General features: G+C 75.2%; 11 protein-coding genes. 5 read left to right on the top strand and 6 right to left on the bottom strand.

Annotation, left to right across the window (positions count from 1 at the left end; genetic code table 11):
* Window positions 1-32: 32 nt before the first annotated feature.
* Complete coding sequence (locus DQ241_RS11035) at window positions 33-1,841, bottom strand: helicase-related protein (RefSeq protein WP_113830218.1); 1,809 nt, start codon at window positions 1,839-1,841, stop codon at window positions 33-35.
* Between the two features lie 123 nt (window positions 1,842-1,964).
* Window positions 1,965-2,957 carry a YihY/virulence factor BrkB family protein gene (locus DQ241_RS11030; RefSeq protein WP_113830217.1) on the bottom strand — a complete coding sequence of 331 codons (993 nt, stop codon included), beginning with the start codon at window positions 2,955-2,957 and terminating at the stop codon, window positions 1,965-1,967.
* Between the two features lie 178 nt (window positions 2,958-3,135).
* Between DQ241_RS11030 and DQ241_RS11025 the strand changes: the two genes are divergently transcribed.
* Together DQ241_RS11025 and DQ241_RS11020 are read left to right on the top strand one after the other, a co-directional pair.
* Window positions 3,136-4,512, top strand: a complete 1,377-nt coding sequence (locus tag DQ241_RS11025; RefSeq protein WP_233492367.1) for a hemolysin family protein — start codon at window positions 3,136-3,138, stop codon at window positions 4,510-4,512.
* Window positions 4,509-5,507 carry a hemolysin family protein gene (locus tag DQ241_RS11020; protein WP_113830215.1) on the top strand — a complete coding sequence of 333 codons (999 nt, stop codon included), beginning with the start codon at window positions 4,509-4,511 and terminating at the stop codon, window positions 5,505-5,507. Before DQ241_RS11025 ends, DQ241_RS11020 begins: the two co-directional genes overlap by 4 nt.
* A gap of 60 nt (window positions 5,508-5,567) precedes the next feature.
* On the opposite strand, the gene DQ241_RS11015 is transcribed toward DQ241_RS11020, so the two are convergent.
* The 3 genes from DQ241_RS11015 to DQ241_RS11005 all read right to left on the bottom strand — a co-directional run bounded on the left by DQ241_RS11015 (window position 5,568) and on the right by DQ241_RS11005 (window position 9,327).
* Complete coding sequence (locus tag DQ241_RS11015) at window positions 5,568-7,778, bottom strand: MMPL family transporter (RefSeq protein WP_113830214.1); 2,211 nt, start codon at window positions 7,776-7,778, stop codon at window positions 5,568-5,570.
* A 2-nt stretch (window positions 7,779-7,780) separates the two neighbouring features.
* Window positions 7,781-8,380, bottom strand: a complete 600-nt coding sequence (locus DQ241_RS11010; RefSeq protein ID WP_113830213.1) for a TetR/AcrR family transcriptional regulator — start codon at window positions 8,378-8,380, stop codon at window positions 7,781-7,783.
* An 80-nt stretch (window positions 8,381-8,460) separates the two neighbouring features.
* Window positions 8,461-9,327: a siderophore-interacting protein gene (locus DQ241_RS11005; RefSeq protein ID WP_113830212.1), complete on the bottom strand. Its 867-nt coding sequence runs from the start codon at window positions 9,325-9,327 to the stop codon at window positions 8,461-8,463.
* 103 nt (window positions 9,328-9,430) lie between these two features.
* Between DQ241_RS11005 and DQ241_RS11000 the strand changes: the two genes are divergently transcribed.
* Window positions 9,431-10,507 carry a hypothetical protein gene (locus DQ241_RS11000; RefSeq protein ID WP_147252363.1) on the top strand — a complete coding sequence of 359 codons (1,077 nt, stop codon included), beginning with the start codon at window positions 9,431-9,433 and terminating at the stop codon, window positions 10,505-10,507.
* A gap of 58 nt (window positions 10,508-10,565) precedes the next feature.
* Here DQ241_RS11000 and DQ241_RS10995 read toward each other — a convergent pair whose 3' ends face one another.
* On the bottom strand, window positions 10,566-11,771 hold the full coding sequence (locus DQ241_RS10995) for an MFS transporter (RefSeq protein ID WP_113830210.1): 1,206 nt from the start codon (window positions 11,769-11,771) through the stop codon (window positions 10,566-10,568).
* Between the two features lie 83 nt (window positions 11,772-11,854).
* Here DQ241_RS10995 and DQ241_RS10990 point away from each other — a divergent pair, with 83 nt between their 5' ends.
* Window positions 11,855-13,408: an HNH endonuclease signature motif containing protein gene (locus tag DQ241_RS10990; protein ID WP_113830209.1), complete on the top strand. Its 1,554-nt coding sequence runs from the start codon at window positions 11,855-11,857 to the stop codon at window positions 13,406-13,408.
* A gap of 99 nt (window positions 13,409-13,507) precedes the next feature.
* Entirely contained in the window at window positions 13,508-14,296 is a 789-nt protein-coding gene (locus DQ241_RS10985; protein WP_113830208.1) for a DUF4184 family protein, read from the top strand.
* The last annotated feature ends 238 nt before the right edge of the window (window positions 14,297-14,534 follow it).

Raw genomic sequence — 14,534 nt, 5'->3', positions numbered from 1 at the left:
CACATCGCCGACGTCGGGCGCCGACGACCGGGTCAGCCGCGGCGGGACCGGCCCTTCGGGCCGCCCTGGCGCCCGCCGAGCGCCCGGCCCGCGGCCCGGCCGGCGACGCGGCGGCCGCCGGAGGGACGGCGGTCGTGGTCGCCACCGCGCCGTCCGGCCGGGGCCGAGCTGCACGGCCGGCAGGTGGTGAACCACGGCGCGATGGCGCGACCGCAGGCCGTGCACTTCCCGGACCGGCCGAGCGAGATGGCGTCGGGGAGCAGCTCGCTGATCATCTCGGCGCACTCCTCCTCGACCCAGGCGGCGTCGTCGCTGGTGAGCCCGGCGACGCCCGGGAACTGGCGGAGCAGCGTCTGCGCGTCGCGGGCCGCGGCGGCGGCCTGCTCGTACTCCTCGACGCTGCCGCCGCGGGGCACGTCGGGCAGCACGGTCTCCGGCCGCACCGGCAGACCGGCGGCGTGCCGCAGCGCCGCGCCGGCGAGCAGCAGCCAGCGGGTGCGCCGCGGCGGGTTGTAGTCGATGGCCAGGTTGACCAGCCGCCACACCGTCTGCAGGTCGCCGACCGCGCCGAGCGGGCCGCGCAGCAGCGGGAGCAGCGCGTGCACCCGCAGCACGAGGCTGGTGACGTCGTCGGCGGTCATGGCCTCGTCGCGGGTGGCCGCCCGCGCCCACGCCATCCACCGGGTCAGCGCCTCGGGCAGGTCGACGGCCTCGAACGCACCGAGGTCCTCGAGCTCGGGACGCAGCCGCGGGGCGCGCTTGGGCAGGTCGCTCATGGCGTCGCCGCGGGCGACCGCGGCGCCGATCGCGAGCAGGCCCGGCTCCGGCTTGAGCCCGGTCACCCCGGTGAGCACCCCGACGGCGCCGTGCCCGGTCAGCCCGTACCGGCCGGCGCGGCCGGCGATCTGGGCGGTCTCCCAGCTGCGCAGCGGCCGGCTCTCCGTGCCGTCGAACTTGGTCGTCTCGGCGAACAGCACCGTGGTGGCCGGCACGTTGATGCCGTGGCCGATGACGTCGGTGGTCACCAGCACCTCGTGCTCGCCGCTGGTGAACTTGTCGATGACCTCGCGGCGGGTGGCCGGGGGCAGCGCGCCGTAGAGGACGCCGACCTTGCCGGGGCGGTGCCGGTCGAGCTCCGCGGCGGCGGCGTAGACGGCCTTGCGGGAGAAGGCGACGACGAGGGTCTGCGGGCGGACGGCGTTCGTGCGCACGGGCGCGGGCAGCACGTCGAGCCGCGACAGCCGCTTGTGGTTGACGACGGTGATCCGCTCGGCGTCGGACACCAGCGGCTTGAGCAGCAGGTAGGCCTCGGCGGCCGAGATCAGGTGCATCTCGCGGTACTCGCCGGTGAGCAGCAGCCGCGCCCAGTGGTGGCCGCGGTCGGGGTCGGCCACCCAGTGCGACTCGTCGAGGACCAGCAGCTCACCGCGCAGCGGGGCCTTCTCGACCGTGCAGCACACGATCGGCGCGAACGGGTCGATCTCCTCCTCGCCGGTGGAGAGCCCGACGGTGCCGGCGGGGAGCTGGGCCGACAGCTTGGCGTAGGCCTCGTGGGCGAGCTGGCGCAGCGGGGCGGCGTAGACGCCGGAGCCGGTGCGGGCCAGCGCCTGCAGCGACTCGTAGGTCTTGCCGGAGTTCGTGGGACCGAGGTGGAAGTAGACCTCGGCGGGAGCGGTCTCCCGGGTGGGCAGCGTCGGGGCCGCGCTCTCGACCCAGCTCTGCTGGGCCCTCCGCTCCTCGTGCTGCGCCGTCCGGTCGGCGGTGCGGGCCGCTGCCTGACGGGTCGCGGTGCGCTCACGGCGTCGCGAGGGTGCGGGGCGGGCGGGCTGGGTGGGGGGCAAGCAGGAACCTTCGATCGGGGGCTGTGGGGCGGTCGACGCTCCGGACGCGGGCGGACCGTTGCTCGGCACAACACCGGAGGTCGCCGATGCATGCCCGGGGGTGATCCTGCCGGAACCGTGCGCTCACGGTTGCGCCGGGGAGGGCGGGAGGCTGTCGGCGACGACCGCGCCCCGCTCGCCCAGCGGCCGCTCGGGGCCGACGGTGGAGTCGCGGGAGGTGGCCCGCTCCGCCTCGGCGTTGACCGCGGCGCCGACGATCACCAGGAAGACGCTGAGCCACAGCCAGAACATGCTGATCGCGACGCCGGCCAGCGAGCCGTAGGTGGACCGGTAGCCGCCGAGCCCCTGCACGTAGGCGAACAGCGCCGTCGTCGCCAGCAGCCACAGCACGGCGGTGACCACCGCCCCGCCGCTGATCCAGCGCCACCGGGCCGGACGGCGGTCGGGCGCGAAGCGGTAGAGGACGGCGAGCGCGGCGATCGCGAGCGCGGCCAGCGCCGGCCACGCCAGCAGCCGCTCGACCAGCCGCACCCCCGGCGGGGCGTCCGCGGTGGCCCGGGAGACCACGCCGGCGACGGCGATCGTCGCGCCCAGGAGGAGCGCGCCGCCGACGACCACCGCCAGGCCGAGCCCGCCGCGCCGCCAGAAGCTGCGGGTCTCCGTCTCGTGGTAGGCGAGGGTGAGCGCGTCGACGAGGTACGTGGCCGCGGTCGTGGCGGTCCACAGCGCGACGAGCAGCCCGGTCAGCCCGCGCAGCGTGAGCACCTGGGTGGAGGCCTCGGTGATGGTGGCGAGCTGGTCGGCGACGACCGGCTCGAGGTCGTCGGGGAGCACGCCGGTGATGTCGGAGAGCTGGTCCAGCGCCTCGGCGGAGCTGTTCACCGCCCCGTAGACCGACAGCGCCGTCACCAGCATCGGGGCGATGGACAGCAGCGCGAAGAAGGCGATCCCGGCGCTGAGCACCTGCAGCCGGTCGCCGAGCACGTGCCGCGCCGCCCGCAGCCAGATCCGGCCCCAGCCGCGCAGCGGGATGTGGTGCGGCGAGACCGCGTCGTGCGCGCCCGCGCCCGGACGCCGGGACGGCCGGTCTGCGACGCTGTCGGACGGCTGCACCATGGGACGGGTGTTCCCCGCGCGGCGCCGGGGAAGCGTCGGAACGCCACCCGCCGTCCCGGCGTTGTGCTGCCCGGGCGCCGGTCCCGGCGCCCGTCCCCCTGACGAAGAGAGACATGAACAGCTATCACAGTCCCCGGGCCACGTACCGAGACCTCGCTGAGGAGGTGCGTGGCCGGTGATGGAAGTCCTGTCCCTCCTCCTGGGTGTGCTGGTGGTCCTCGGGATCACCGCGCTCACCGGCTACTTCGTGGCCCAGGAGTTCGCGTACATGGCGGTCGACCGCTCCGGGCTGGCGGCAGCCGCCGGCGCCGGTGACGTGCCCGCGCAGCGCGCGCTGGCGGTCACCCGCCGCACCTCGTTCATGCTCTCCGGCGCCCAGCTCGGGATCACGGTCACCGGGCTGCTGGTCGGGTACGTCGCCGAGCCGCTGATCGGCGAGTCGCTCGGCGCTCTGCTGGGTGGCATCGCCGTCCCGGCCGGGGTGAGCGTCGGCATCGGCGCCGTCCTGGCGCTGCTGTTCTCCACGCTGGTGCAGATGCTCTTCGGTGAGCTGTTCCCGAAGAACCTCGCCATCGCCCGGCCGGAGCCGGTGGCCCGCCGGCTGGCCGGCTCGACCGTCCTCTACCTGCGGCTGTTCGGCTGGCTGATCGCGGTCTTCGACCGCGCGTCGAACCTGCTGCTGCGGCTGCTGCGCATCGAGCCGGTGCACGACGTCGAGCACGCGGCGACGGCGCGCGACCTCGAGCACATCGTGGAGGAGTCGCGGGAGAGCGGGGACCTGCCCGCCGAGCTGTCGATGCTGCTGGACCGCATCCTCGACTTCCCCGGCCGCGACGTCGAGCACGCGATGATCCCGCGCCCGCGGGTCGACACCGTGCCGGAGACCCGCACGATCGGCGAGCTGCGCGAGCTGATGGCCCACGGGCACTCCCGCTACCCGGTGCTGGAGACCGCGACCGGCGACGTCGTCGGCGTGGTCCACCTGGCCGATGTCCTGACGACGGCGGAACCGGACACCGCGCCGGTGACCGCGATCGCCCGCGAGGGGCTGGCCGTCTCGACGTTCACCGCGCTGCCCGACGCCCTGCGCGAGCTGGCCCGCACGGAGAACCAGATGGCCCACGTGATCGACGAGTACGGCGGCTTCGCCGGTGTGATCACGCTGGAGGACATCGCCGAGGAGCTGGTCGGCGAGATCACCGACGAGCACGACCCCGAGAACCCGGCGTACGTGCCGGTGGCCGGCGACGGCGTCTGGGAGATGCCCGGCGACGTGCACGTCGACGAGGTGGAGCGGGCGCTGGGCGTGGACCTGCCGCGCGGGGACCACGAGACGATCGCCGGGCTGGTCATCACCACGGCCGGCACGCTGCCCGCGGTGGGCACCCGGCTGACCGTCGAGCTGCCACCCGATCCCGGTGACCTCGTGCTCGCCGACGACCCGGAGCCGCGGCTGCTGGTCGTCGAGGTGCTGGACGTCGAGCGGCACGTGCCGTCGCGGGTGCGCCTGGAGCTGCCCGGCCGCGCCGCCGCCGCTCAGGAGGACGCACGATGAGCTGGGGGGTCGCGCTCGCGACCGTGGCGATCGTGGCGCTCAGCGCCTTCTTCGTGGCCGTGGAGTTCGCCGCGCTGGCGGCCAAGCGGCACCGGCTGGAGGAGGCCGCGCCGACCAGCCGCGCGGCCCGGGCGGCGCTGCGCAACTCGTCGGAGCTGACCGTGCTGCTGGCCGGCTCGCAGCTGGGCATCACCGCCTGCACGCTGGCGCTCGGCGCGGTGAGCAAGCCGGCGGTGCACCACTGGCTCACCCCGCTGTTCGAGGGCTGGGGCGTGCCGCTGGTGGCCGCGGACGTCGTCGGCTTCGTCCTGGCGCTGCTGGTGGTCACGTTCATCCACCTGGTGGTGGGGGAGATGGCGCCGAAGTCGTGGGCCATCGCGCACCCCGAGCGCTCGGCCACGCTGCTGGCGGTGCCGATGCGCGGCTTCATGGCGCTGGTCCGGCCGCTGCTGCGCGGGCTGAACGCGACCGCCAACCGGCTCGTCCGGCGGGTCGGCGTCGAGCCCGCGGACGAGCTCGCCGTGGGCCACAGCCCCGACGCCCTGCGGCACCTGGTGGAGCACTCGGCCAACGTCGGGGCGCTCGACGCCAGCTTCTCGGAGCAGATCTCCGGGGCCCTGGAGCTCGAGCGCCTGACCGTCCGCGAGCTCGTCGTGCCGGGTGCCCCGCTGGCGACCGTGCCGGTCGACGTCACCGCGGGCGGGGTGCGGGAGGCGACCCGGCGCACCGGCCACCTGCGGCTGCTGCTCGGCGACGGCGAGCGGATCACCGGCGTGGTGCACGTCCGCGACACCCTCACCGCGGCCGACGACGAGCCCGCGGCCGGCCTGGCCCGGCCGGTGTTCACGCTCGACGCCGACACCACGGTGTACTCGGCGCTCACGGCGATGCGCGAGAGCCGCAACCACCTCGCCGTCCTCACCGACGGCGGGCGGGTGCACGGCGTCATCACGCTGGCCGACGTGCTCCGCCGGCTGTTCCCGCAACCGGCCTGAGCCCGGACGCACGACGGCCCGCCTCCCCGTCGGGAGGCGGGCCGTCGTGCGTCCTTCCGGTTACGCGCGGTGCGCGCCGACGGTCTCCGGCGCCTCGTGCCGGCCGTGCGGCCGGGACGTCTGCGCCTTCTCCAGCGCGGCGCCCTCGACGTCGAGCACCGGCAGCCAGCCCAGCCAGCGGGGCAGCCACCACGCGCGCTCGCCGAGCAGCGCCAGCGCGGCCGGCACCAGCACCATCCGGACGACGAAGGCGTCGAAGAGGATGCCGATGGCCAGCGCGAACGCGATCGACTTGATCGTGGGCTCTCCGGCGGGCACGAAGCCCGCGAACACCGAGAACATGATCAGCGCGGCCGCGACGACCACCGGGGCCGCCTGCCGGAAGCCGGTGCGGATGGCGTCCAGCGGCCGGGTGCCGTGGCTGTGCGCCTCGTGCATCCGGGACACCAGGAAGATCTGGTAGTCCATCGCCAGCCCGAACAGGATGCCGATCACCAGGATCGGCGTGAGGCTGATCAGCGGGCCGGTGGTGTCCAGGTTGATCGCGCCGGCCAGCCACCCCCACTGGAACACGGCCACGGTGGCGCCGAGCGAGGCCCCGATGGTGAGCACGAAGCCCAGCACGCCGACCAGCGGCACCAGCAGCGAGCGGAACACGAGCACCAGCAGGACCAGCGCCAGGCCCACGACCAGGGCGAGGTAGACCGGCGTCGCCTCGTCGAGGCTCTTCGCCACGTCGACGCTCACCGCCGTCGACCCGGTCACCGAGGCCTCGACGCCGTCGAGGTCGGCGAGCTGGGCGCGCAGGTCGGTGACCAGCTGCTCGGTCGCCGGGTCGGTCGGGCCCGACTCCGGGATGACCTGCAGCAGCGCGGCGCTGCCGTCCTGGTTGGGCACCGGCGGGGCGACGAGCGCGACGTCGTCGAGCCCGCCGATGGCCTCCGTGGTGCCGGCGGCCGCGTCCACGGCGCCGTCGCCCTCGAACAGGACGGTGATCGGGCCGTTGACGCCCTCGCCGAACGCCTCGCCGAGCAGGTCCTGCGCCTTCTCCTGGGTGCTGCCGGCGGCGGGCAGCTGCTCCAGCGTCGTCTGCATGGAGAAGAACGGGACGGAGATGACGCCGAGCGCGACCACGGCGGCCAGCAGCGACACGAGCCGGTGGCGGGTGACCGTCGCGATCCAGCCGGCGAGGAACCGGCGGCCGCTGACCGGGACCTCGGCGTCGCCGGTGGCGGTGGCCGCGGCCGCGCGGTGCTTCTTCGGCAGCGCGCGCAGGCCCAGGAACCCGAGGACGGCGGGCACCAGGGTGAGCGCGACCAGGACGGCCACGACGATGGTGAGCGCCGCCGCGATGCCCATCTGGGTGAGGAACGGGATGCCGACGACGGACAGGCCGGCCAGCGCGATGACGACGGTCAGCCCGGCGGTGACCACGGCGGAGCCGGCGGTGCCGACGGCGGTGGCGACCGCGCGGCCGACGTCGCCGCTGTGCCGCAGCTCCTGCCGGTGCCGGGTGACGATGAACAGCGCGTAGTCGATGCCCACGGCCAGGCCGAGCATCGCGGCCAGGGTCGGGGTGGTGGAGGAGAGGTCGACGAACCCGGTGGCGATGGTGACGCCGAGGACGCCGACCCCGACGCCCACGAGGGCGGTCAGCAGGTTCATGCCGGCCACGGCCAGCGCCCCGTAGGTGACGGCCAGCACGACGAGCGCGATGACGACGCCGATCGCCTCGGCCGGGCCACCGACGTGCGGGGCCTCCTGGGTGGCGTCGCCGGCCGCCTCGACGGTGAAGCCGCCGTCGCGGGCACCGTCGACCGCCTCGAGCAGGGCCTCCTGCTGCTCCGGGGTGACCTCGCCGATGCCGGCGTCGTAGGTGACCGTGCTGTAGCCGGTGGTCTGGTCCTGGTTCACCGACGGCTGCGCCGGGTCGAGCGGGTCGGTGGCGGAGGTGACCCCGGGCAGCTCGCCGAGCTCGGCGACGAGCGCGCCGAGCGCCGCGGCGTTCTCCGGCGTGGTGAGGGTCTCGCCCTCGGGGGCCTGCACGACCACGCGGGCGGTCGCGCCCTCGCCGCCGGTGCCGAACTCCTCGCCGATCCGGTCGAAGGCCTCGGTGGACTCCTGGCCGGGGATGGAGAAGCTGTTGGAGGTCTCGCCGGCGAGCGTGACGGCGCCGACGCCGCCGCCCACCAGCACGACCAGCCAGACGGCGACCACCGCCAGGCGGTGCCGGTGCGAGAACGCACCGAGCCGGGACAACAGAACAGCCATGATCAGGCCTCCACCTGGTCGAGGTCGGGAAGAGCGGCGCCCGGGCGGCGGTGGCCGAGCGCGTCGAAGCAGGTGGCGACGATCGATCGCCGCCAGCCGGTGGTGTCGTCGTGCTGGTGCGCGGCGAGGGTGAGGACGGCGAGCGCGGCGAGGGCGCCCAGGACGCGGATCGAGCGTTCCGAGGGCGGGGCGTCCGGGTCGACGCCGAAGGCGCGCAGGGCCGCGGCCCCGGCGGAGTCGACCTCCGGGATGCCGCAGTCCTGGGTCCCCTCGGTCAGCGGGGCCAGCAGCAGCGAGACCAGCCCCGGGTGCGCGAGGGCGACGTCGACCAGCAGCTCCAGGGCGCGGCGGTCGCGGGCGGGACCCTCCGGCAGCTGCCCGACCGAGTCGAGGGCACGCCCGCCGAGGGCCTGGGCCTGCTCGAGGACCGAGCGGTGCAGCGCGTCCTTGCTGGGGTAGTGGTGCAGCAGCCCCGCCTTGGACAGGCCCACGGCATCGGCGACGTCCTGCACCGACGTCTTGGCGAAGCCCTGGCGGGCGAAGAGGGCGGCGGCGCGGTCGAGGATCACCTCGTCCGCGTGCTGGCGGAACGGTCGGGCCATGCCGCCGAGGGTACGACGCCTCCCGACCGATCCGGTCGGACTACCGACCGAAGTGGTCGGTGAGCTCGGTCACACCCACGTCAGGCGGACGGGACGGCGTCCTCGGCCTCGATCGCGGCGTTCCACTCCTGCTTGGTGGCCTGCCAGCGGTCCTCGGTGTCACCGCGACGCCAGTAACCGGAGATCGACGTCCACTGCGGGTCGAGGCCGCGCTCGGCGCGGAGGTGGCGACGCAGCTCGCGGACGGCGTACGCCTCGCCGTGGACGAAGACGTGACCCCGCCCCTCGGGCAGCGGGGTGGCCCGGACGGCCTCCACCAGCACCTCACCGGGGGCGGCCGCGCCGCGGTGCAGCCAGCGCAGGTCGACGCCGGGCGCCGCGACGACGTCGGACTGCTCCTCCTCGGGGCCGGCCACCTCGACGAACACCAGCGCACGGGCGCCGGCCGGGAGGCCCTCGAGCGACGCGGCGATCGCCGGCAGGGCGGCCTCGTCACCGGCCAGCAGGTGCCAGTCGGCGTCCGGGCGCGGCGAGTACGCACCGCCGGGGCCCATGAGCTGGATGCGGTCGCCGGGGCGGGCGGCGGCGGCCCACGGCCCGGCGAGCCCCTGGTCGCCGTGGTGCACGAAGTCGATGGTCAGCTCGCCGGCGGCGGGGTCCCAGGCGCGCACGGTGTAGGTCCGGGTGACCGGCCACTGCTCGGCCGGCAGCTCCGCGCGGACCTGCTCGACGTCGTAAGGGACGCCGTAGGAGGCGTTCGGCGGCGGGAACATGAGCTTGACGTAGCGGTCGGTCAGCTCGCCCTCGGGGAACCCGGCGAGGCCGTCGCCGCCCAGCACCACGCGGATCATGTGCGGCGTGATCCGGCTGGTGCGCAGCACCTCGCCGACGCGGGCGGTGCGCTTGCGCGGCGGTCGCCCGTCGCCGTTCCGTCGTGGCTCGCTCATCGCTGCTCCCGTCCCGGGCGCCGGAGGTTAGGCAACCCTTGGTCGGGCAGGACGCTACTCCGCGACGTCTGACAACCCTTGCCCGCACGGACGACACGTCCAGGTGCGCACCTCGCTCGAGCCGGGTGCGACGTCGACGCCAGGTCATCCGAGGGGGCCGGGAACCGCTCATCCGCTCAGGCTTTGCAGCGGCGCTGCCGAAGGGTGGGAGTCGAACCCACGAACACGGAACGGTGCCACCATGCAGCTCATCTCGCCCGAGGAGGCGCTCGAGCGGTACGCCGCCGTCGTCCGCTACTTCCACCCCGACGGCGACTCGCCCGTGGCGTTGTCGTCGAACGCATCCATAGTCGGGGGATATGCGGAGTCCCTCGTCGGTGCGCTCTTCGTCCCGGCAGGGATCACGGCGTGGGAGGAGATCTGGGCCCAGGCGACGCAGTTCAAGACGTCGATGATGGATGCGCCGGCACGTGCGGAGCGGCGGGAGGCGCTGGATCTGCCCGGGCGGGCACACGACAAGGTCGATCTGTACGTGGACCAGGAGAAGTACCGGACGGGGCGGTGGACGGCGGTCGAACCAGCAGAGGGCGAGGGCCCGGCAGCACGCCGCCTGCGCGCGCTCGCCGGCCAGGAGGCGAAGGCATACCTGACCTGCCAGGTGAAGGCGCGATTCGCCTGGGTCGACCGGGCCGAGTACGACGCGCTGCCGTACAACCTCTACCTCAGGTCCGACCTGGGTCCCTTGTCCCGGGACGAAGTCCTGACGCGCGACGACGTGTGGCAGGAGTGGGCCCCGGATCTGGTCGCGTGGGTCCGGTTCCACGTCGACCGGAGCGGCACGCTGCAGACGAGCGTCCGTCTGGCCACCGCGGAGGACGTGCGTCAGGCCATCCGTGCGTACTTCCTCTGGGAGATCGAGCACGCGGAGCCCTCGCGGCGCGACCGCATCGCCCGGAGCCAGAACTCGTGGTCGGGGAGCAAGATCTCCTTCCCGCACGTGTTCGGAGAAGAGGGCTGGAGCGGGGCGGAGGACATGCGTGACGTGCACATCCAGCAGCTCGGAGGCCCGGAGGTCTGGCGGCAGTGGGCCATCGGTGTCGACGTGTCGTCGGTCGTGGCTCCGAGCACCACTCCGCGTCCGAAGCTGCCGATCCGGACCGTGGCGCCCGCGAGGAGCTGACACTCCTGATGCCGAGGGTCCGCGGGTGCCCGCGAGGCGCCGCTCGCCGGGCCGGGCGTCACAGGTTCGCGGTGGGGCGCTTCTCCCGGGGCAGGGACAGCGAGGCGAGCAGGCCGGCGGCCAGCACCGCCGCCGACGCCGCGAACGCCCACTGGAACGACGCGACGTCGGTCAGCCAGCCGGCCACCAGCGGGCCGGCGATGGCGCCGAGGTCGGCGGACATCTGGAACACCGCCACGACCCGGCCGCCGCGCGCCGGGCTGATGTCGGCGACCAGCGCGGCCGGGGCGCTGGCCAGGAAGGAGGCCGCGAGGCCGAACGTCGCCATGGAGAGCAGGAAGAGGGTGAGCTGGGGCGGGAGCACCAGGACGAGCAGCGACGCCGTCGCCAGGGCGGAGCCGAGCACCAGCGACGGCCGGCGGCCCCACTGGTCGACCAGCCGGCCGGACCGGAGCAGCCCCAGCGCCTGGGCGAGGGAACCGGCGAGCAGCCCGGCGCCGGCCCAGGCCACCGTGCGCCCCAGCTCCTCGGTCACGTACAGCGGGACCAGGGAGTTGCGGACGCCGAACAGCACCCAGCCGACGCCGAGGTTGGCGACCAGCGCCGCGATGTAGGCGCGGGTGCGCAGCGCGGCGCCCAGCGGCACCGGGCCCTGCTCGAGGTCGGGGCCGGCGGCGTGCGGTCCGGCCGGTCCGGCCGGCGCGGTCCGGAGCAGCGCCAGCCCGACCGCCCCGGCGACGATCAGGAAGCCCGCGTAGAGGAAGAACGGCAGCCGCGGCGAGAGCTCGGCCAGCAGCCCGCCGGCCGCCGGCCCGGCGATGCCCCCGAGGATGAAGCCGCCCTGCCAGGTCGCCGCGGCCCGGCCGCGGTGCGTCGGCGGGGCGACCCGCAGCAGCAGTGACAGCGCGGAGACGGTGAACATCGCGCTGCCGACGCCGCCGGCGGCCCGCAGGGCGAGGAAGACCGGGAACGACCCGGCCAGCCCGGCCAGCCCGGTGGTGACGGCGACGATCCCCAGCCCGGCGGCGAGCACCAGCCGCTCGCCGAACCGCTCGATCAGAGCGCCACCGCCGAACGCGGAGACGAAGCGGAAGAACGCGAAGGCGCTCACGGCCAGGCCGACCGCCGTCCGGCCGACGCCGAAGTCGCGGGCGAACAGCGGGATGGCCGGCGCGACGATGCCGAAGCCGAGGGCCACCACGAAGGCGATGACGGCGAGCACGCCGACCTCGCGCGGGAGCTCGCTCCGCCGTCCTGTCCGCACGACGTCCGATCCTGGCAGGCGGCGGTCCGGGCCCACCCACCGGACCTGCGGAAACTGTCGTACCCCTTTCCTAGCGTGCAGGTGTGGCTCGGATCGCCGGTTCCTCGCTCGTCGAGGGTGTGCTGATCGACTGGTCGCTGGACCAGCCGGTGGCCCCTGCGGTGCTGCCGGTGGGGCTGCTTTCGAAGGAGCAGGCGGCCGCGGAGCTGGTGCGGCTGCAGCGGCGGAAGGCGGTGGATGCCGCCTACGAGGCCGAGCTGGTGCTGCGGATGGCCGAGCTGACCCCGGACGTCTCCGATCCGCGCCCGGGTGAGCCGGGTGCCGGGTCGGCCGGGTGGGGCGCGGACGGCGGCGTGGCCGGGGTGAGCGAGTTCTTCGCCGGGGAGCTGGCGCTGGTGCTCAACCGCGGCCGCGGAACGGCTGATCACCTGTTCTCGCGGGCGCGGGTGTGGCGGGATCGGCTGCCGGCCACGTTCGCCGGGCTGGCGGCCGGGGAGCTGGACGTGGCCCGCGCCGCGGCGCTGGCCGAGGTGCTGGGCGGCACCACCACCGAGCTGGCGCGGGCGGTGGAGGCGGCGCTGCTGCCCGAGGCGGTGGACCTGTCGGTGGGCCGCCTACGGGCGCGGGCGCTGGAGCTGCTGCTCACCCTCGACGCCACGGCCGCTGAGGAGCGGCGCAAGCGGGCGCGCAAGACCGCCGACGTGTTCCTGCAGCCCGGCGCCGACGGGATGGCGACCCTGGGCGCGGACCTGCCCGCCGACGAGGCCGCCGAGGCCTGGGCGGTGATCGACGCGCTGGCGAAGATGGCCAAGGCCGACGGGGACGACCGGCCCATCGCCGCGCTGCGCACCGAGCTGTTCTCGCTGCTGTTGCGCCGCCCCGGCGGGGCCGGGCAGCCGCCGGTGACCGCGCACCTGACCATCACGGCCACGCTCGACTCGCTCACCGGCGCCGGCACCGCAGCGGGCGTGGTGGACGGGCTGGTGATCACCGCCGCGCACGTCCGCGAGCTACTCGCCCGGATCGGCGCCCTGGGCCTGCAGAACCCGCCGGCCGGTGGGCTGACGTTCGCGCTCACCGACGCCGACGGGCGGCTGCTGGCCACCACCACCGTCGCCGAACTCCTCCGCCTGGCCAAGAGGGGATGTGCCCAGCACCCCGAAGCCGGGCACCCCGGCCAGGACTGTGGCTGCCCGGTGCTCGGGCCACCGCCGGCGACCGGCGCCTACACCCCGACCGGCCGCCAGCAGCGGTTCACGAAGACACGGGACCGCACCTGCCGGATGCCCGGCTGCGCCCAGCGCGTCGGCTGGACCGACCTGGACCACGTCCGCCCGCACGGCTGCGACGGCGAGACGGTCTGCAGCAACCTGTGCTGCCTGTGCCGCTCCCACCACCGGCTCAAGACCTTCGCCCCCGGCTGGCACTTCTCGATGGACCCCGACGGCACCCTGCACGTCACCACCCCGTCCGGCATCACCCGCACCACCCGACCACCTGGCCTGCGACCCCCCGCGCCGCCACCCGCTGAGCCGCCGCCACCAGCCCGGCACCTGCCGGGTATCGGGGAACTCCTGCAGCGTCCGGGACCGGAACCGCCGGGCACCGGACCGGACGACGACCCGCCGCCCTTCTGACGCTCCGGATGGGTTGCGCGCGACTCACACGCGAGCCTGCTCGGCCCGCGGTCGCGCGGCTGATCGGGTGTCCGCGCGCTCGCTGCCTAGGGTGGCGCGGTGCCGTTCACCCTCACCCACCCGGCGGCCGTGCTGCCGCTGGCCCGCACGCCGCTGGTCCCGTCGGCGCTGGTGATCGGGGCGATGGCGCCCGACCTCCCGTACTACGTGTCGCTGCGGTGGCTGGGCGGCGACTACAACCTCACGCTCACCCACCAGGCGTCGTCCCTGCTGTGGCTGGACCCGCTGATCGCCCTGGTGCTGCTCGCCGTGTTCCGGGTCGTCCTCTTCCGCCCGCTGGTGGCGCTGCTCCCGCCGGCCGCCGTCGCGCGGCTGCGCACCGACCCCAGACCGTTCGGCCCCGCCCTCCTGGGGTGGACAGTCCTGTCGGCGGTGGTGGGCGCGGCCACCCACCTGGCCTGGGACGCGCTCGGCGACGTCGCCGGTACCGCCTGGTCGGCCCGTGTGAACCTGGCCGGCGGTCTGCTCGGGGGAGCGGTCATCTCGGCGTGGGTGCTGCGCTGGTGGCGGAGCACCGAGCCGCGGCCGGTGCCGGCCGGCGCGACCTTGGCCCCCGCGCAGCGGCTGGCGGTCGTCGGGACCCTGGGGGCCGCGACCGCGGCGTGGGGCGCCGGGCAGGCCCTCGCCGCCCTCCCCGGGCTTCGCGCGGACCTGCGCGGGCAGGGCGCGTCGAGCGCAGAGCTGGCCGAGCACGTGACCCGGCTGCTCGTCACCGAGGCCGGGACGGCGCTGGCCGTCGGCGTGCTGGCGTACGCCGTGGCGTGGCACGTCGTGCGGCGCGGATCGCGCGCGGGGAATGGGACGGCGGCCCCAGGCGCTAGCATCTGAGTCGCACCACGCCGGCGAGCGGTCCGCTCCGCCGGTGGTTCACCCCGTGCGAACGCGGCCCGGGCCGTCGACGACCGGTTCTCCCGTCCGTGGGCGCCGTGCCGGCCATGCCGCGTCGATCTCCCGGAGATCCGCGAGCCGGGCGCCGGACCGGGCCTGCTCCCCGAGCAGCTCGCGAGGTCCGGGCTCGGTCACGGGGTGCGCGGCATCCTGCTGCGGCCGTCCCGGCGCAGCAGAG

This window comes from Blastococcus sp. TF02A-30 (assembly GCF_003319185.1).
In the GTDB taxonomy this organism is placed as follows: Bacteria; Actinomycetota; Actinomycetes; order Mycobacteriales; family Geodermatophilaceae; genus Blastococcus.
This window is presented reverse-complemented; position numbering and strand designations above follow the sequence as displayed.